We start from the raw sequence: 19,370 nt of genomic DNA on the forward strand, positions 1-19,370 counted from the left end.
CCGTTCTCAGGCCGCCGCGGTCTGACTGGCTGCCAACACAATATCAATAATGCGCACTTGCTCTGTCTCAGTCAGCGTGGGATGGATCGGCAGGCACAGCACCTGCTGGGAAGTGGCACTGGCAACCGGCAGATTGTCAGGATGAGACGACTCATAACCTTTATACATCGGGAACTGCGAAATCAGTGGATAGAAGTAGCGACGGGCGTAAATCCCTGCGTCCTTCATCTGTTGATAAAGCTGGTCGCGCGTCAGCGGAAAGTGTTCCGGGTGGATAAACAGCGGGCAGTAGGCGTAATTCCATTCGGTTTGCGCATCCGCCTGCAACAACGATACCCCTGGCACCACGGCTAACGCCTCAGCATAGCGTTGATAAATTCGTTGACGCACACCAAACGCGGCATCCACATGCTTTAGCTGCAACATACCAAATGCCGCCTGGAATTCGCTCATTTTGCCATTGATGCCCGCCGCTACGACCGTTGTTTCATCAGCAAAACCGAAGTTCTTCAGATAATCAATGCGACGTTTAATCTTCTCATCCGGGCAAATAATCGCACCGCCTTCGAAGGTATTAAACACCTTCGTGGCATGGAAACTCAGCACCGATAAATCACCATGATTCAGGATGCTGACCCCTTCACGTTTCACGGCAAAAGCGTGTGCCGCGTCATAAATCACGCGTAAGCCATAAGTATCGGCAATGCGCTGAATCGCATCGGTGTCACACGGCAGGCCGTAACAATGCACAGGCATGATGGCGCTGGTTTTAGGCGTAATTGCCGCCTCAATTTTGGCCGGGTCGAGGTTACAGGTTTGAGGATCAATATCGACAAACACCGGCTTGATGCCGTTCCACAACAACGAATGTGAGGTTGCCACAAAGGAGTATGGTGTGGTGATCACCTCACCATCAATACGCAGCGCCTGTAACGCGGTCATCAATGCCAGCGTGCCATTAGAAAACAAGCAGATATGTTTCACACCCAGGTATTCTGCCAGCGCAGCTTCCAGGGCCTGGTGATACGGGCCCCCGTTGGTCAGGTATTTGCTCTGCCAGATATTTTCGAGGTAAGGAATAAACTCCTCCAGTGGCGGCAGTAAGGGGCTGGTCACCAGAATATTTTTGTTGTCGTAATGTGGCGCGATTTTTTTCATCGTGGCCCCCTGCGGGCAAAGTAATGTGTCACGGTTAATGGAGATCTACACCGGCCTGCTGCCAAAAGGTCGCAAGCGTGTTTGTCGTTGACTGGTTTTCGCGGGTTACTGGCGACACAACTGCCGACTCAACGTTCTGATGCCATTCACGTAAGCGAGTAATCCAAACATTGTCTTTATTCCTTACCGCTGCTACTGACCCGCCGTGTGCCAACGCGATATGCTCACTGCACAACACCGGAAGCGAAGCCGCCTGGTAATGCAGCAGGGGCAAATTATCTTTGAAGCGGTTTTCATCATTGTTGAGACGAAACAGCACCGCCAGATTGACTTGCAGGGATATGATGTCATCAGCGTTCACTAGCACAGAGTGCGTTCGATGTATTTCACTCACACCGGCAAACCAACCGGCGGGAACATCGCCACGAATGACCCAATCGATAAATCCCGCGGTTTCGTTGATGACAGGGGCAAAGAAGCGCTTATCAGCATCACTTAATTGCAGAGTGTCACATAACACCCGCAGTTTCGTGCCGCGTGGGGCGACTCCTAACTGAAGTTTTGGCATGACCACCAACGATGGCAGGGAATAGACCGTTTGCTTACGTTTTTGCAGCCAGAGTTTTAATTCTTCGTTGCGTACCAGCCAGCCAGCGAGCCAATCGGCATGCAACAGTCCCTGGACTGCTTGCTGATTGATGCCAGCCTCAGGTAAGCAATACGTCTGGCAACCGGTCATGGTGGTAATCGACTTAAGATGCCCCAGTTGGCGTTCGCCCACCTCCGCCGATATGATCAGCATGTCTGGCTGTAAGCGCACCAACACCCAAGGTGCGAGGGCATCATATGTGAGCAACGCAATCTGTTGTTGCTGCGCCATCGCGCTCAGTATCTCACCCAGGTAAGCGCTGGCGGGCATACCGTTATCTCCCTGTACCCAAACGACGCGTGGGATGTTTGCCTGGGTGAATGCTGGCCACATTTGCTTGACGCTTTCATCAACCGTGAAGGGTTCGCCATACAGAGAATGACTGGGGTGATAGCCAGGGTCACAGAATAGACTTCTGCCCCATTGCTGCTGAAGATGCGAAGCCTCGACAGAAGATGGATTAAATCCACGCGCATCAGCATCAGTTGCGACCACACTGTGGGGCGTCCAGATGGACAGGTAACCAGCTTGCGCGACCTTGAGGAAAAAATCGATTTCCGCCAGAGCAATGTCGCCATAACTCTCGTCCAGTCCCTTCATCTCATGCCAGCATGTTTGGCGAACCACCAGGCATTGCCCATCTAACAGGCGAGAATAACGGTCACTTTGCAGGAAACCGGCGGCGATCATCGAATCCCAACGTTCGCCCTTACCAATGTGCCCGGCAAGGCCACGATAACCACCAATGATGCCAGCCGACAGGATATGCTGCTCCGTATGGATCAGTTTTGGACCAACCACAGCCACTTCCTGACGTTGAGCGTGATTCATCAGCGCAGAAAGCCAGTTATCACTAAAGAAAATCAGGTGAGGTTCGATAAAGCAAAGAAACTCGCCTTTGGCGTGTTGCGAAGCACGATTGCGTAATATTACAGGCTGCCAGCCGACAGTAAGATTAATCACCCGGATACGCGCAGGATCAATGCTTGCGAGTCCCTCCAGCCATGTATTGATCGTGCTATCACTATGTTGATGATTGATCACCAGCAATTCGGTATTTGCCCATGCGTTATATTGCAGCAAACTGGTGATTGCACGTTCAAGAGCCGCCAGTTTGTTGCCCGCCAGCAGTATTAAAGAAACCAAGGGTTGCGCTCGATGATGGTACACAACACGCATCGGCAAACCGGGTTGTACCTCTACGGAGGCCGTCGGATAACCTCGTTGGATTGTCAACGCGTTTAGCGCCTGAGCAGCCTCATCACTCTCCTCGGTGTGCACTTGCGGCTGCGGCAAAATACAGATCAGGTCTGGATAATGCCGAATAGCCATAACACCGGCATGGAGATAAAGTTGTTGCAGCACGCTAACGTCCAGTGCCTGCGTTAAATGGGCTGTATCCAGCCATTGAGCGAATGCACTTCGCGCCAGCAGGCAGCGTTTGAGATAGATTTCGGGTGCGTTACTGAACAGATCCCAATCCCATTGCGGTTTGAGATGTGGAACCGGCTCACCGTTAGCATCAAGCCATAACTCGTCGGCATACACCGCCTGCACTTGCGTCTGACTCGCAAGGAAATGTGCCAGGCCCGGCCAGCACTCAGCGCTATAAAAACCACCAGCAGGAATACACTGCAACCAATCAAAAGTATCCTCAGCAACCTGCCGTGCCAACCACCCTCGCCAATGCGTCAGTGCAACAACCTCAACACCTTGCCTTGCGGCATCCTGACGCGATGAAACAATGACAACAGCCACGTAAGCAGGACGTTCAGCCAGCGTATCAAGCGTTAACGACAAGCGATCGGGATGTTCAGCATCATCAAAAATCGTGATAAGCAAACGAGGCATCTGCGTAAATTGCAGTTTGCTTTTCAGCGCAGGTGTCAAACTTCGGTTCACCAACCAATTTTCCAGGCGTCCTTCCCAAACCGTTTGCTGAAATTCTCTGGCTGCCTGCTGTGAAGAGCTCACCAGATGGTCAAGCTGTGACGCAGTCTGTTTACGGCGCTCAAGTAACACATCATGCATCTCTCCGATGTTACTGCGCACCCTCTCCAGGGTCCCAGGTTTGTCATCCCAACAATAGCCTAATCCATTTAGATCATTGATCGTTGCGGGTGTTACCGCATGCTGTTCATAGCCCCTGGCCGTCAACGCCACCACCGGACAACCACAGAGTACGGCTAGCAATCCTGTTCCCGAGGATTCATAGGTATATAACGTACGGGTAGTTTTGAGTATTTCGGCGAGTTGTGGCAACGATAACGGATTACGCATGGAGAGAATCTGTATATCCGCAGGCAATGACGCGAAGTCAACGGCAGATTCTGGAACTCGATTCAGGTACAGCACATCACGATTACGTTTACGCTGCTCATCACAAAACAGGTCAAGGTCATAACACTCAATATTGAGAATATTGGCGTGGTGGTGCTTTGCAGCGAACTCCGGTCGATACCAATAAAAGAGGTCGCCCACCTTGTCTTGTAATGTATTGCCATTAATTGCCGACTCACGGTTCAACATATATCGCACCACGACCGGAGCCTGATGTGGATTCCCGCTGACAACTTCTGGATAAACAGCAATAAACAGGCCGCCGCGCAAACGGTAGTCACGCAACTCTTTCCCGGTCACCGCCGGGGTATTCCATTCTGGATTGACCTTACAATTCACCATCCATGCGCGTCTGCCACTTTCATTTAACAGATGGCACAAGCGATGCATAACCTGCACGCCAGCAGAAGAGTCGCGGTAATCTGGCGCGATAATGAAATAAGGGAAATTTTCGTCCTGAATAGTCGTCATCATGGTTACGCGTATATTGAGCGGCAAGTGTTGCCGGGCAAATTTTCTCTATAGTAGCCATGACAGGTGACAACCAATCCCCAAAACAGAGGGCAAAAACGCGGCATTTTTCATATCAAAGGAAACAGGCTGGATGGGATACCCAGCCTGCGTGCCACAGTAATCAGGCGCTCCAGGCTTTGAGCCAGTTATCAACATGGGTGCCTTTGAGCATCCACTCTTCACGCACCTGCCGCTGGAGGGCGAGACCGGTTCGTTCACTTTCATTCAGGTCATTAAGATGCATACGGATCGCATCGACCCAATCTTTGAAGCGATTTTTCACGCGAGTCACCGGTAAGTTAGTGTGGCGATAACATTGGACATCGCTGCACACCACCGGGATGCCACAAGCGCCATACTCCATCAAGCGCAGATTGCTTTTGCAATCGTTGAAGATATTATCCTCTACCGGTGCCAGAGCCAGATCCAGATTCAGTGCAGCCAGCGTGGCCGGATAAAGGCTGATGTCCACGCCTGAATGATGTTCATGCACGTAAGGGCGCAGTTTCTCCGGGCACATCCCCATGAACACCCATTCCACTTCGTTGGCAAGCGCTTTGACCACATCCGCTATCATTTCCAGGTCCCCCTGATGACTGGAGCCACCAGCCCAGCCGACACGGGGTTTACGCCCTTGCCCACGTAGACTGTGTAGCCCTCCCCACCAGTTAACCGGCAAACGGTTAAGCACCACCTGAATATCAGGGTGGAAAGACGACAGGGCCTCTGCTAGTGGCTGTGTCGACACCACGAAGCGGTCAAAATAGCTCAGGCTTTTACGTAAATGCCCCGATACTTCCTGCCGGAAATTGGCGCGGTTGTAGTGTTTCATGGGCAAATTAAGAATATAGTCATCCAGCTCAAACACTTTGAACATTTCGGGAATCTTACCGGCACGCTCAATCCAGGTATGAAAGGCAGGTGCATACCGGCGCTGGATAATCAAACTGTCTGGACGATACTGTGCCACCTCACTCAGGTTAAGCAATGAGAGAGAGGCATTACCCTGTGCCTTGCCTTCCATTTGCATCGCGTGCAAGGGTTGCAGCATACGATAGTGACCGCAACCCGCCGTATCTGAGTGATGGAGTAACAGCTGTGGTAAACCCGCACTTCTCACTGGCTGCCAGCACATTTCACTGTCATTGCTGATATCAAAATGTCGACCACGTTGCGACAGGTTGGTGTTATACGCTGGGTCGCGTCCAACTAACGGTAACCAGCGCTGCAACAGCAAATCCTCTTCCTGTTGCTTGAGTCGCGCCGCAGCCTGGATCGACACGCCCGCAAACGGACGTTTTCGATCTGCCGCCCGCAATACACGGGCATAGGGCGTCCACACTGTCAGGTAGCCTTGATTTCGGGCGCGCAGGCAAAGATCAACGTCAGTGAATAGCGTCAGGGTTTCATCGAAACCATTCAGAGCGGCAAACACCGTAAAACGAACCAGCATAAAGTCGCCTGATACGGCACTGTAGTTTTGATCGAGATGTAGGCGTCCAAGCGCAGACGGAGCCTTATCGTCCTGGCCGCGAAATACATCGCCAGCGATGCCATTAACACCAAGGACAAAGCCCGCATGGCGCACTTTATTATCCGCCGACAGTTGCTTGCCTCCCACAATCGCCACTTCCGGGCGTTGCGCGTGATTGAGCAAATTCGCCAGCCACTCGCCATCCGTAATGGCTAGCTCACTGTGCAGAAACATCAGGTATTCGCCCTGTGCATGTTCTGCTGCCAGATTCGCCATTGCGCCCTGATGCCATTCACCGTCGTAACGCACGACGCGGATACGCTCTACATCAACGGTTGCAATCGCCTCAAGCCAGTTATCGCGCTCCTGGCTACGCTGATTGTCAGCCACGATCATCAACTCGTAATGCTGATAACGTGTCTTCTCCATCAATGTTGTGACACAGGTGATCAACGCCGCCAGGCTTTCCCCGGCCAGAATGATTATGGAAACCTTGGGTTGATCAGCATGGTTATAGCGCAGCCGATAGTTGTAGTAGCCATCAAGCGCAATTTCCGCCTCTGCATAACCACGGTTGTGCAGATGACGCTGGATAATCTGTGCATCCTGCGCAATATCTCGTGGTCGAAGATGAGCTGTCAGAAGTGGTTCCGCGAGGTGACCGACGACATTCAACCCCTGCGATTCAATCAGTTTGACGATCAGATCCAGTTCAGCTGACTGGTTAAAATTGATGTCAAACCCCTCTGCTGCGAGTAACAGTTCACGACGAAATAGCCAGTGTCGTGCCATGGACTTCGGTGAACTGAGCAACATATCCAGATTGAAATCCGGGCGGAATGCCAGACCTGCGGGTTGCTGTTCAATATAGAAATACTCATCTGCATACAGCGCCAACACGTCATCCCGTGATGGCAAAGTGGTAGACAACGCCATTAGCCCGGAGAGATTAAAACGTGTTCCGGCCTCAACACACATCAACCAAGTGTACGTCTGTTCAGCAATGAGCTGGTTAATTATCGCAAGTCGGGATTCAGCTGATGCAGGCCAGGCTGGGGCTCCCTGCGTATTGTCAGTTACCTCACCGACCAATAAAGGGGTAAGTACCAATAATGGCGAAGAAAAATCACTCAGGGATGTTAACGTGTCATTCAGCTGCTCTACATTTTCAGGCGTGACGATAATGATGATCGCAAGGCTCGCAGGCTGTGGTGAACGATCGCTCAACTGTTGCAGCGCCGCCTGGTGAACCGGCTTCAGACTCCGTACCGCATTCCAGTGAAAAAGCGTACTGAGACTGAGTGCATGATATTGCAACTGCCTGACATTATGCTGCGTAAATGCCGCTGGCTGTGATAAGGGCGCAACAGAGATGAGCTCTGATGGCCCTTTTGCGCTGCTCTGCCAGGATGCTTGCCGCAAAAACTGAATCACTCTCTCTCGCGACGTCCGAGCCGGCTCGTCATCCTCGATCTGATGAGGTTGAGGATGGACATCAGAAACGCGTACTGCACAGAGTGGGGTCGGGAACCAAACCGCATCACCTTGTGCTAACAATTTGCTATACAAAACCAGTGCACCTGCTGGTGCTAATGTTTCATTCTCAAGGGTGAACAGCGCCTCTGGTTCTGGCATCAGTGCCAACAGGCACTCCCGCCTGATTAAGGTCGCACTGAGGTCACCGATCAGGTTGTAGCTGAGACGACATTGATAACGCAGCAGGTCGGTACCCTTTACCAGCCCCGGTTGTGGCAAAAATGCCGCTGTGGATAACGTATCCGCCACATCCTCACCGCCTGCATCAAGTCGCTTACGTTTGGAGACAGCCAACACCGCCTGAGGCAGGCTTTCTAACACCTGGACCATCGTTGAAACACATTGAGGTGCCAATTGATCGGCAAAACTCAGCAACTTAATGTATTTGCCTTGTGCCGAATGGATCGCTTCAGCCAGTGCTGTTGAGTACCCAGCTGGAAAGATTAAGTGCCTGACGGTATGTCCTGGCTGATTGAGATAAGGTTGTAACCGTTGACCAATAAACTGTTTGCCACTGGTATCGGAGACCAGAATCTCACAATGCGGATAGTCCTGTGCCAGGGCGCTTTTAAGCGATCCCTCCAGCCAGACGGGAACGTGTGCAGTGATAATAATGCTGACAAGTGGAGAGTGATTCATCAGAGGCCCTTCGCTGGAATACGTTGCGCCAGCACTCTTTGTCAGGCGCAGAAAGACGAGTATTCCTCATGATAAAGAGCCTCTCTGGATTCAATCCGTCGAGCAACACCGTGAATCGCCGCCTATTCATACCGTTTTGGTCAGCAATCAGGCGCTGCTGAATGTCACATGGCCGGTGATTTTGGCGAAAGTTTTAAGAAACGCATAACACCCGGACGTCGCTCGGAAGTCAGTAGTAAACGGTTGTCGTCGGTTAAATCACGCAGCTCAGCCAGATGGAGTGTGGCACGCTCGACAGGTTTAAGCAGCTCGAGGTCAAATAACTGACTTGCTGTGCGCAATAACCTTGTATAACGTGGCAAAAAATCATCAACCCAATGATGAATTTCAATGATAACAGTACAGGATTGCAGCAACGAAAGTGTTTTTTCGCTCAACAATTCAAACTCAAACCCTTCAATATCCACCAGTACAAACGCGTTGTTCCTTTCCTCCGCAGATAGCGCGGCGAGACTCTTCTCAGTCGCCTCACCAAAAATACGCAATTCACCGGGTGAACCATTGTTTTGCCAATTTTTGGCGATGACTTCGCGCCCTTTTTCCGTTATTTCAAAGCAAGATGTCTTGTTAAATTTACCGGAAAGCAGCATCCCAATAGCATAATACCCATCAGCAGCACCAATATCGATAAATCGGCTGTACTGATCGGGATTTATTTCTCCGACAATATCAAGAATCTCTTTTTCATATAAACCCAGACATTGTGACGCAAGATCAAGCTTACCCCACCAGGTATTACGATCGAGTTTCATGCCAGTAAAAGGACCGTATTTAACATGGCCCTCTAACTGTTCAAAGACTTCAAGTGAAATACGCTCCTGGCGTTCCCGAATCGTCTCCGTACGCCATTGTTCCCGCTGCGCTGCTGTCGATTGAGTTGCACGCATCAGCATGGGTTCGAAATAGCGACTTTCACCAGTAATAAAATCTTCAATGTCTCTCATGTCTTTTCTCTTTGATAAAATGCCCGGAAATGCCTTGATTTATAACGCCTGTAATATACGCTTGCGTTCAGCATCATCTTCTTCACGGCTATAGTCCGCAACAGTACAAGAAGCACAAATTCCTTTTTTCAGGCCAAAATCAAATAACCCTTTACGGAAATTACTTAGCATTTTCCCAGCATAGATGTCATAGATTGACAACGTCTGTAAACTCCCTGCTGAAGCAAGATTAGTCTTGTCATCAAGAAAACTTTCGCAGCAAGGTTGAACCGTACCGTCATAGAAAATAGTGAATTCTCTAAATGGCTTCACACAGGGCTGCGTACGAATCGCACTGCTCGCAACATGTTCTGTTAATAATCCCGCGCGATTTGTGCCGCTTTTGCGCCAGTCTGGCCATTGAACCTTAATTTTTACGCCCCGCAGGCTGAACTCAATGTTCGTTGACTGCGTCACATCATCTACACTGAAATCGGCAAACAAGTGTTCGCAACCCAATCGCTCGACAATTTTATGCACTCGCCGACAAATGGAGGATGCACTTTGTATGACGTTCGCATTGGGATGTAACGTCACACATATGGCATCCAGTCCACTTTCAGCTAAGGTAGCCAAGCGTTCGCTGTCCAGATAATCCCCATTACTGTTAAATGCCACATGGGTATAGGGTAACGTGCGTTTTATCAAAGCAATTTTGCTTTCCAGTGCCAGGTCCATTAACGGTTCGTTATAAAGATTTAACGAGATGCGATTCTCATAACGAACTGCCGCCAGTTCATGACAGATCTTTTCTAATAAAGTCTGGTCCATGAAGCGTTGCACTGACTGACGATTCGAAAAACTTACCGGGCAATAATCGCACTTCCGGTTACAACTGTATGAGAGCTCAAGGTTGACGATTTCAACGTGTCGTTTAAACATGATTTGTTTCTGAATATCCGTCAGTAGCGCACTGCGACGATTATCTAACAAATTCATAATGCTTTCGTCTGAACCGAAACTGATCTGATCGAAATAGTTCATTGAAACTCTCCTGCTTATCCCCTCCGGTTTGACAAGTTATCTGCTCTTACCGAAGCCAGAATGGGATGACTCTGCTAAAGTGCCAGGAGGGATCCGGGCGGTTAAATGAGATTAAAATTAACACCGGATAAACCTTTTCAATCGTGAGATAAAGGCCTAATTCACGACTATTTGCCGCCTACATATTCACCCTGGGGAGCGTGTTCTGGCTTGCAGAAAGCAAAAAACGAAGGGTGTATAAACACCCTTCGTTTACGTTAATCAGATTCAGTAACTCGTTATGCCAGACAAGTCTGTTTGGATAACGCCTGTTACGCTGATTAGCCTTGCAGCAGAGACAGAACCTGCTGAGGTACGGCGTTAGCTTTCGCCAACACGGAGTTACCTGCCTGCTGGATGATCTGTGCTTTAGACATGTTCGACACTTCTGTTGCGTAGTCCGCATCCTGGATACGGGACTGCGCTTCCGACAGGTTCGTCGTGGTGTTGTTCAGGTTGGTGATAGCAGAGTCCAGACGGTTCTGTACCGCACCCAGGCTTGAACGGTAGGTATCAACTTTAGCGATAGCTTTGTCCAGCAGCGCCAGCGGGTCAGCAGTTGCTGCGCCAGAGAATTCTGTGGTTGCAGTCACGCCACCGGTAGAGCTCAGTTCGATACCTGAAGTTGCGCCAGAAGTCGCAGCAGTTGCATCGGAGCTGTTTGCCAGCAGGCCAGAAGACACGCTGTAGTTTTTGTCCTGGATGGTGACGTAGGCAGTTGCGTTGCCGCTGCTGTCGGTGCCAACTTTAATCAGCTGACCGCTCTGTACCGCGCCGTTAGTGGCGATACCGTTAGATTCGTCACCGTAAGAAACGTCGGTGGTGTTCAGTTCAACTTTACCGGCATCTGCACCGCTGTTATCAACAGATACAGAGTAGTAATCGCTGCCAGACTGAACAACATATTCGTTGGTGCCAGAGATCTGGTGCAGAGACAGAGTACCGCTGCTCACGCCCAGTTTGGTTGCTACGTCTGACATGTCAACATCAGTCATCACGCCGCCAGTATCGGCAACCTGAGTAACCGCGTCGGTCACATCCAGAGAGTTTTTAGAAACAGAGAAGCCGCTCAGACCCAGAGTTGAAGAGTCGATCTGCTCCAGGTTGATGTCGATGGTTTCGCCATCGTTAGAACCAACCTGAATGCTCATTGAGCCGTTTTTAGACAGCACGTTCACGCCGTTGAAAGTGGTCTGGTCAGACACACGGTCGATTTCATCCAGACGTGATTTGATTTCGTCCTGGATTGAAGACAGGTCGGAATCAGAGTTGGTACCGTTCTGTGCCTGTACGGTCAGTTCACGGATACGCTGTAAGTTGTTGTTGATTTCAGACAGTGCGCCTTCAGTAGTCTGCGCAGCAGAGATACCGTCGTTGGCGTTACGAGCTGCCTGAGTCAGGCCGTTGATGTTAGAAGTGAAGCGGTTAGCAATTGCCTGGCCCGCTGCGTCATCTTTAGCGCTGTTAATACGAAGACCAGAAGACAGACGCTCAATAGAAGTAGACAGAGCAGACTGGTTCTTGTTGATGTTGTTCTGAGTGATCAGCGAGAGGCTGTTGGTATTAATGACTTGGGCCATGATAAATATTCCTGTTAATCAAGTCTTTCGGTTAAGGTGTGGGCTTCAACCCGCCGGCTTCAGCGCCGTCAAAGTTGTTATCGTCTGCCCTTAAACAACCTTTAGATTTTTTTTAGTACCAGGCAAAAATTTTTGTCTTCAGCCTGTCACGCTTATGTTTATCGCCCGACCCGCTGACTTCTTTAGATATAAATGATCACTTTTCTAGCGTCAGAAATACCCTTCTCTATATGCGCTATTCGCTTTATTACTCGCAGGTAAATAATTTTAAACTTTCCCCATCGAAAGCCGATAACCCCGGTATTCACTCTCCGTGTCGACATAAAAAGGAAACAACATGGCAAGTATCTCTACCCTGGGTGTCGGTTCAGGCCTCGATTTAAGTAGCATTCTGGATAGTCTGGAAACCGCCGAAAAAGCGTCATTAGATCCTATCTCTACTCAGCAGACAGCTTATACCGCCAAGCTGAGCGCTTACGGTACGTTGAAAAGCGCATTGACCACGTTCCAGACCGCGAATACCGCATTGAATGACGCAGACCTTTTTACTGCGACATCTGCCACCAGCAGTTCCAGTGCCTTTAGCGCCACGACATCTGGCAGCACAGTAGCCGGAAACTACACCATTAGCGTGTCACAGCTGGCGCAGGCACAAACCCTGACTTCAGCAACACAGACCAGCAACAGCACCGCGCTGGGCGACAGCTCTGCCAGCAGCCGTACGATGACCATTACCCTGGTGGATGGCACCAGTAAAGACATCACCCTGACCAGCGATCAGACGTCATTGACGGGTATGCGTGATGCCATCAACAGTGCCGATGCCGGTGTTACCGCCACCATTATTAAAACCGGTGATAGCAGCTATCGCCTGTCACTGACGTCGTCAGAAACCGGCAGCGATTATGCCGTTAGCAGCATCAGCGTGACCGGCGATGACACCCTGCAAGGCATCGTAGGATATGACTCAACCTCCAGCAGCAACGCCATGACGGAAAGCGTCACGGCTCAGAATGCCAAGCTGACGGTAAACAACGTTGAAATTGAGAACAGCAGCAACACCATCAGTGATGCGCTGGAGGGCATTACGCTCAAACTCAATGACACCACCACCGGTAACGCGACATTAAGCATCACCAAAGACTCGTCGAAAGCGCAAAGCGCGATTGAGAGCTGGGTTGATGCCTACAACACCCTGCTGACACAGTTCGACACCCTGACCAAATATACCGCAGTGGACGTGGGTTCAGATTCACAGGACTCCAGCAACGGCGCGCTGCTCGGTGACAGCACCCTGCGTACCATTCAGACGCAGCTGAAAAGCATGCTGACCAATGCGCAGAGCAGCTCAACCTATAAAACGCTGGCGCAGATCGGTATTACCACTGACCCGACATCCGGTCAGCTGGAGCTGGATTCTGATGAACTGGAAACCGCCCTGACCAGCGACCCGGATGGCGTGAAAGAGATGATCGTTGGCGATGGCACCACCACTGGCATCACCACCACCATCGCCACCAACCTGACCAGCTGGCTTTCTACCACCGGTATCGTTCAGGCGGCCACCGATGGCGTGAGTAAAACCCTGAATGATCTGACTGATCAGTACAACGATATGAGTACGCGTATCGATAACCTGATCGCGCGTTATAAAACACAGTTTACTGCCCTCGATGTTTTGATGAGTCAGTTAAACAGTACCAGTAGCTACCTGACGCAGCAGTTTGATTCTTCAAGCAGCTCCAGCACGACGACCAGTAGCTCATCCTCATAAGGAGTGATTCATGTATAGCGCAAATGGCACCCAAGCCTATGCCAAAATCGGCGTTGAAAGCGCCGTCATGAGCGCCAGCCAGCAGCAACTGGTGGTGATGCTGTTTGACGGTGCGCTCAGTGCACTGGTACGCGCCCGTCTGTTTTTGCAGGACGGAAATGTGGAGGGCAAAGGTCTGTCGCTCTCTAAAGCGATCAATATTATCGAAAACGGACTCAAACAGGGTCTGGCAGAAGGCAGCGGTGATGAACTCACCGATAACCTGTTAGGGCTGTACGCCTACATGGTTCGCCGTCTGTTACAGGCCAATCTGCGTAATGACGTAGAAGCCATCGAAGAAGTTGAAGGGCTGCTACGTAACATCGCTGATGCCTGGAAAGAAGTCGCTCAACCTCAACACCTTCAGGACGCCGTTTAATGACTATCGCACCGCATCTGATTGCCATTTACCAGCAGTTACTCGATCTCAGCCAGGGAATGCTGCGCCTTGCCGCAGACGGCGAATGGGATGAATTAATCACCAAGGAGATGGAATACGTTAGTGCGGTGCAACAGTTGGCACGATCGACGCAAGATAACGCACCTTCGCTGCAAACTCAGGAGCAACTTCGCCCGGTACTACGCCATATCCTTGACAATGAGAGTGAAGTCAAACGCCTGTTACAGGCACGTCTGGATGAACTGGCACAGCTGGTTGGACAATCATCACGGCAGAAAACCATGATGAGCGCCTACGGCAAGCAAGGCAGCGTATTGGTACCACGTCAGTCAGTCTGAGTGTTACCTGAAGTAGCGGCAGCGAAACCTCTTTCCCTGCCGCTATTTTTTCAACGATTAATTCTGTGCGGCACTCTGCGTCGGACGCAAAATCTCAGGTTCAATATTCTGAATCACATCGTCATTTGGTCGTGCGGCGACTTCTTTTAATGCCTGCTGACATTCAACGGTTGGACGGTCCACTTTACGCATCCGCAAGCCATCGTAACGCAGCTCACCATTATTTAATCTCAGCGGCATCACACGTACCTGGCGTGTCACGTTAACCCATTGGTCATCCAGACGAGTCAGCTTGCCGGGTTTGGCAATAACGCGCTGCCACTGGCGGCAATCAAGCGTATCGCCCTGTGCGCCAATAATCAGACTGCCCATTGCCTGATCGCTCACCAGCTTGCGTTGGGGACCGACCGTTTGCCAGTAGCCCTGCAATTCCGCTGGCGCGGGCGTCTTCACCGCCGCTTCATAATTGTTGATTTGCGCACACCCCGTCAGCGCCAGCGCGGTCAATACCATCCACTTTTTCATCATTCGATCCCTACACTCGCTTCAATGGCGGCTACGTTATAATTTTTCCAGGGCGTTGCGCAAGGTATCTGCACAGGATCTGGCTGGTTCCTGACAAGCTGACGCATGCGCGCTACACTACGCGCCGAGTTTATTAGCAGGAACCTCCGCATGAAAACGCCAGAACAATATTACGCCCAGGCCCGAGAAATGTTTTTTGCCGCCCATCCTGATTTCCAGGCGGCGCTGGATGAATTGACAGAGAATGATGCGCAGCAAGCGGGCATGACCCTGACTGCGCTGCACCAGTGGCACGCAGAACGTATCTATGCCGCGTTCTTACGCCAGAAGAACCTCGACGGCATGCTGTTTTCTATTCAGCTCGCCGAACCGGATAAAGCGGTGGCCGCAGAGGCCATCGAAACCTACCTGAAATCTCACGCGGCGGCGTTAGGTATGACGTGGGAAGAGTTCTGTATTAAGAACGAACTTTAAACACTTCAGTTTTGCGTGGTCGCGATTTCACACCTCCTACCACTCAAAATGATCAGGATAAAGTTGTACAAGGACGAAAAACTTGTATAAGTTAGTTCTACGACTTCGGTCGTAGATTGTCCTTGAACGAATGGTGCTTTTGCACCGCCTCTGGAGGTGTTGCTGGATTTCCACCTCCAGAGGTTCTATTTTTTCACTTACTCTTCACGTTCTATCGCCTTCACTTCGACATAACGCGCCACTGCCAACAGGCGATTGATATGGGTCAGCAGCAGATCCACATCAGACTGCAAAAACTCTTCAGAGGAGCGAGACGCGGTGACAATCGCATCCTGTACCGTTTCACTGATGGTCAGCGAATTATCCTGCTTTGCCTGAATCAATAACGCGGCCAGCAACAGCGACTGCGCTTCGACCTGTGCCATCAGCTCTTTCGCTTCCACATCCATCTTTGCCATCTTAAGTAAAATATCGACGACCAACTGGCGCATGCTTCCCCTCCTGGCGTGAAAAAGTGACGTGGTGAGAGACAGGTCGAGAAAATTATCAGCTTTCCCCTTCCTGCCGCTTGATACTGTTTTTATTTACAGTAATATGACGCTCTGATTGATTAAATGGAATGCCCTGAATGTTTGTGGAGCTGATTTACGACAAGCGCAACGTCGCAGGATTACCCGGTGCGCGCGAAATGATCTTGCAGGAACTGGAAAAACGCGTGCAGCGGGTATTTCCGGAGCTTGAGGTACGGGTCAAACCGATGGAACGGAACGCCATTGAGACCGATATGAGTAAAAATGATAAAGCCACCCTGTCACGCATCATCGAGGAGATGTTCGATGAAGCCGATATGTGGCTGGTGGCCGACTAAATCACCGCGTTGGTGGCTTAGCGCTCCTGCTCGTTATGATTGACGGCGATTTCCATATCCTGAATCGCCTGATCAATATCGTCCAGCAGTTTTCCCTGCTTATTAATCAACGTATCGAATCGTGCGGCATATTCTTTGTCTTTATACTCACCGGCATCAAAGGCCAGCCAGTGACTGGAAAGAGTTTCGGTGTTGGTCTGCGCATAATGACGCATCTCTTTTAGCTGTGAGGTGACATCACGCAGGTAGTCAGTTTTGGTTTTGATTGCCTCTGAATCACTCATGCTATATTCCTTTTCTGTGAAAATTACCCATTTAAATAACGCTTCAGTGATTAAAGGTAGTTAAATATATCGATAACGCATTAGGAATAATCGGATCTGACTTTTCTACTGAGGCTGATGCCCTCGCTGCCGTGTGCCGGCCATGCAAATGACTCGCCGAAAAGTATCAATGCAAAAAACCCGCTCACAGGCGGGTCAAGTAACACAAAAACTACGGCAAAAATTACAACACGTCGGTCAAGTGATCGACGACAACCCTTCCGTTTACATCGGTTTGCGTAATACGGTAGCTGACATTCCAGGACCGCTGGATGCACAGTTTATCAAACAGGGAGACATGGCCCTTATGTTCACCATTCTTCCCGACAATACGCCATTCGGTAATATCTTCCTGACCGCGATTGTTGAGCCTTTGTATGCTCTGTTCTACTAAGCGATCGCTATCATCAATCTTCAAATAATCACGCAACATTGTGCTCACCTCCCGTTAACGAAGGTCACACTACGCTTTTTATTTGTCGTTTCAATCTAATATTTTTATCGTTAACCATAACACGGTCGGATGCAGAAAGAATCCGATTTGACGTAAACAGAACAGCGCTTTTTACCCTGTCGAGCGCTTTCAGACGCTTCTCAAGATAAATAATCGCTGTCTGAGACATTTTCCCTGGATGCTCTGTTAATGTAGACCTCACAAAAATAATGTTCCGGAACCTGCCATGCTCTCAACCATCCTTTATCGCAGCCATCTCTGCGACCATGTTCCAGTGAAAAGACTGGAAGACATGGTTGAAAAAGCCAATAGAAATAATGAATTATTGGATGTGACGGGCATTTTATTATTTGACGGGCTGCATTTTTTTCAGTTGCTGGAAGGGCCAACCGATGCTGTACAGTCTATCTATGACCGGATCTGTAAAGACGCCCGCCATCAAAACCTGGTAGAGCTATTGCACGACTATGCCCCGGCGCGCCGTTTTGGCAATACCGGGATGGAGCTGTTTGATTTACGCGAACACGATAAAGCCACGGTTTTACAGGCGGTGCTCAATAAAGGAACATCAAAATACCAGCTTACCTTTGAAGACCGGGCATTACGATTTCTGCGAACGTTTGTCGAGGCCGGAGAAAAAGAGAACTATTTCGAAATCCCGCCCGGCAACACCTGGGAATTTATCGCCGACGAGCAGGAAAATTTAATCATCGATGTTCCGCAAGACGCTTCTGTCCAGTGTCATTTTGCTTTCCAGCCGATTATCGACCCCTTTTCACGCGAAGTACTGGCGCTGGAAGCGCTGATTCGCAGTGCTGATGGCGGCTCACCACAAAAGTTTTTTGCCCCATACAGTCGCAAGCAAGCTTATGAGGTTGATCTCAAATGCAAAAGCCAGGCATTTAAGCTGGCAAAGCAGTTCAACATCCCGAAATTAACGCTGTCGATTAATCTGCTGCCGATGTCGCTGGTGATGGTGCCAAATGCGGTGGACTACCTGCTGGAAGAAATTCATGCCAATGGCCTGATCCCGGAGCAGATTGTGGTTGAGGTGACGGAAGATGAGGCCATCTCACGCGCCGACGAATTTACCGCCGCCATTAAACAACTCAAAGCAGCGGGCATCAGTGTGGCCCTCGATGATTTTGGTGCCGGTTTTGCCGGCCTGTCTCTGTTGGCAAAGTTCCAGCCGGACAAAATCAAAATTGACCGCAGCATTATCAAAGATGTCCACAAAAGCGGGCCTAAACAGGCAATTGTGCATGCCATGATCAAGTGTTGCGCTTCGCTGGAAATTTCCGTGATAGCGGAGGGCGTAGAGCAACCCGAAGAGTGGATGTGGCTGGAGGCGGCAGGAATCAGTAAATTTCAGGGCTTTTTGTTTGCCCGACCACAATTGAACGGCATCCCGGCTGTGGCATGGCCGGAGATACGCTAATCCCGAAAAACTTGCGCAATCCGGGGTCATGAACTAGCACGGTTAAAAATGCTTGTGATTGGCATCACGATACCTGGCAAATGTGCCTGCGTGACGCTGTATTTTTCGGATAAGTCTGAGATAATGACCTTGCCCCTTCAAGAGCTAAGCCATTGTGAGTGCCGGAGATAAGCGCCGGGTGGGGCATAAATTTTTCATCAAAACGGCGCGAGGAATCGCGCCGTTTTGTTTGCAGTGTCAATGCGTGATGCTGACTACACCTGCATATTCATAATATCGGTATAAGCCGACACCAGCTTGTTCCTGACCTGAATCCCCATCTGCATAGAAATCGACGATTTTTGCAGATCGACCATCACATCATTTAACGCCACGCCCGGTTTACCCAGTTCAAAATCCTGTGCCTGACTGCGCGCATTGTTTTGCGTTTCACTGATCTTATCCAGCGCCGCTTTCATGGTTGCGCCAAAGTCCACCTGCTGAGTGGCGTCACTCTGCTGGCCGCTGGCTTGCAACGACGTCAGCTGAAGCTGTTGCAGAACACCATCAATTGCCTGAATCGACATGCCATTACCTCGTTGAAGATGATTCATTTTTTCACGCTGGAAAAGTTATCACACTGTCAATAAGACAAAGGCGTTAAATGACCGCAAAAACCCCGGCTTTTTCGCCCATCAAATTTCGCGATTCAGAAAATAATGCAAAGCATTGGAGTGGAATTTCATTTTTCGACGTTTCAGGGAGTCCGTTTTGTCACCACAACTCACCCGGTCAATTATGTC

17 protein-coding genes are annotated in these 19,370 nt (G+C 50.2%); 7 read left to right on the top strand and 10 right to left on the bottom strand.

From position 1 onward, the window contains the following. Window positions 1-6: 6 nt before the first annotated feature. From AC6I8T_RS12710 to AC6I8T_RS12735, 6 genes are all read right to left on the bottom strand, one after another. Window positions 7-1,158, bottom strand: coding sequence for a DegT/DnrJ/EryC1/StrS family aminotransferase (locus tag AC6I8T_RS12710; protein ID WP_208724121.1), 1,152 nt, complete (start codon window positions 1,156-1,158; stop codon window positions 7-9). Window positions 1,159-1,192: 34 nt separating this feature from the next. After that, the gene (locus AC6I8T_RS12715) at window positions 1,193-4,621 is read right to left on the bottom strand and encodes a glycosyltransferase family 2 protein (protein WP_497833973.1); all 3,429 of its coding nucleotides are present in this window, start codon (window positions 4,619-4,621) and stop codon (window positions 1,193-1,195) included. Window positions 4,622-4,781: 160 nt separating this feature from the next. Next, a complete protein-coding gene (locus AC6I8T_RS12720) occupies window positions 4,782-8,309 on the bottom strand; it encodes a glycosyltransferase (RefSeq protein WP_208724119.1) in 3,528 nt (1,175 codons plus the stop codon). Window positions 8,310-8,473: 164 nt separating this feature from the next. After that, window positions 8,474-9,313, bottom strand: a complete 840-nt coding sequence (locus AC6I8T_RS12725; protein WP_497833974.1) for a hypothetical protein — start codon at window positions 9,311-9,313, stop codon at window positions 8,474-8,476. 39 nt (window positions 9,314-9,352) lie between these two features. After that, entirely contained in the window at window positions 9,353-10,336 is a 984-nt protein-coding gene (locus AC6I8T_RS12730; protein ID WP_208724117.1) for a radical SAM/SPASM domain-containing protein, read from the bottom strand. Window positions 10,337-10,656: 320 nt separating this feature from the next. Beyond that, entirely contained in the window at window positions 10,657-11,955 is a 1,299-nt protein-coding gene (locus AC6I8T_RS12735; protein ID WP_021182883.1) for a FliC/FljB family flagellin, read from the bottom strand. 337 nt (window positions 11,956-12,292) lie between these two features. Between AC6I8T_RS12735 and fliD the strand changes: the two genes are divergently transcribed. From fliD to fliT, 3 genes are read left to right on the top strand one after another with little or no spacing between them, the layout of a single operon-like run. Next, complete coding sequence (gene fliD / locus AC6I8T_RS12740; RefSeq protein WP_021182882.1) at window positions 12,293-13,729, top strand: flagellar filament capping protein FliD; 1,437 nt, start codon at window positions 12,293-12,295, stop codon at window positions 13,727-13,729. A 10-nt stretch (window positions 13,730-13,739) separates the two neighbouring features. Then, window positions 13,740-14,147: a flagellar export chaperone FliS gene (gene fliS, locus AC6I8T_RS12745; RefSeq protein WP_497833975.1), complete on the top strand. Its 408-nt coding sequence runs from the start codon at window positions 13,740-13,742 to the stop codon at window positions 14,145-14,147. After that, complete coding sequence (fliT, locus tag AC6I8T_RS12750) at window positions 14,147-14,506, top strand: flagella biosynthesis regulatory protein FliT (RefSeq protein WP_021182880.1); 360 nt, start codon at window positions 14,147-14,149, stop codon at window positions 14,504-14,506. The genes fliS and fliT overlap by 1 nt, the downstream gene beginning before the upstream one ends. A gap of 57 nt (window positions 14,507-14,563) precedes the next feature. On the opposite strand, the gene yedD is transcribed toward fliT, so the two are convergent. After that, entirely contained in the window at window positions 14,564-15,031 is a 468-nt protein-coding gene (gene yedD / locus AC6I8T_RS12755; RefSeq protein WP_208725577.1) for a lipoprotein YedD, read from the bottom strand. 150 nt (window positions 15,032-15,181) lie between these two features. Between yedD and AC6I8T_RS12760 the strand changes: the two genes are divergently transcribed. Beyond that, complete coding sequence (locus AC6I8T_RS12760; RefSeq protein WP_208724116.1) at window positions 15,182-15,505, top strand: DUF6388 family protein; 324 nt, start codon at window positions 15,182-15,184, stop codon at window positions 15,503-15,505. Window positions 15,506-15,702: 197 nt separating this feature from the next. Here the strand turns inward: AC6I8T_RS12760 and iraP are convergent, their stop codons facing one another. Next, complete coding sequence (iraP, locus tag AC6I8T_RS12765; RefSeq protein ID WP_021182877.1) at window positions 15,703-15,996, bottom strand: anti-adapter protein IraP; 294 nt, start codon at window positions 15,994-15,996, stop codon at window positions 15,703-15,705. Between the two features lie 137 nt (window positions 15,997-16,133). Between iraP and AC6I8T_RS12770 the strand changes: the two genes are divergently transcribed. Further along, window positions 16,134-16,373, top strand: coding sequence for a DinI-like family protein (locus tag AC6I8T_RS12770; RefSeq protein ID WP_497833976.1), 240 nt, complete (start codon window positions 16,134-16,136; stop codon window positions 16,371-16,373). A 17-nt stretch (window positions 16,374-16,390) separates the two neighbouring features. Here AC6I8T_RS12770 and AC6I8T_RS12775 read toward each other — a convergent pair whose 3' ends face one another. Next, a complete protein-coding gene (locus tag AC6I8T_RS12775) occupies window positions 16,391-16,657 on the bottom strand; it encodes a hypothetical protein (protein WP_208724115.1) in 267 nt (88 codons plus the stop codon). A 169-nt stretch (window positions 16,658-16,826) separates the two neighbouring features. On the opposite strand from AC6I8T_RS12775, the gene AC6I8T_RS12780 reads away from it, so the two are divergent. Then, window positions 16,827-17,090, top strand: a complete 264-nt coding sequence (locus AC6I8T_RS12780) for a hypothetical protein (RefSeq protein WP_208724114.1) — start codon at window positions 16,827-16,829, stop codon at window positions 17,088-17,090. 286 nt (window positions 17,091-17,376) lie between these two features. After that, the gene (locus tag AC6I8T_RS12785; RefSeq protein WP_208724113.1) at window positions 17,377-18,588 is read left to right on the top strand and encodes a diguanylate phosphodiesterase; all 1,212 of its coding nucleotides are present in this window, start codon (window positions 17,377-17,379) and stop codon (window positions 18,586-18,588) included. Window positions 18,589-18,842: 254 nt separating this feature from the next. Here the strand turns inward: AC6I8T_RS12785 and fliE are convergent, their stop codons facing one another. After that, window positions 18,843-19,154 (bottom strand): flagellar hook-basal body complex protein FliE, encoded by a 312-nt coding sequence (fliE, locus tag AC6I8T_RS12790; protein WP_021182870.1) that lies wholly within the window; start codon window positions 19,152-19,154, stop codon window positions 18,843-18,845. Between the last annotated feature and the right edge of the window lie 216 nt (window positions 19,155-19,370).

The organism is Pantoea sp. X-Soil-OKNW-556, from assembly GCF_059730695.1.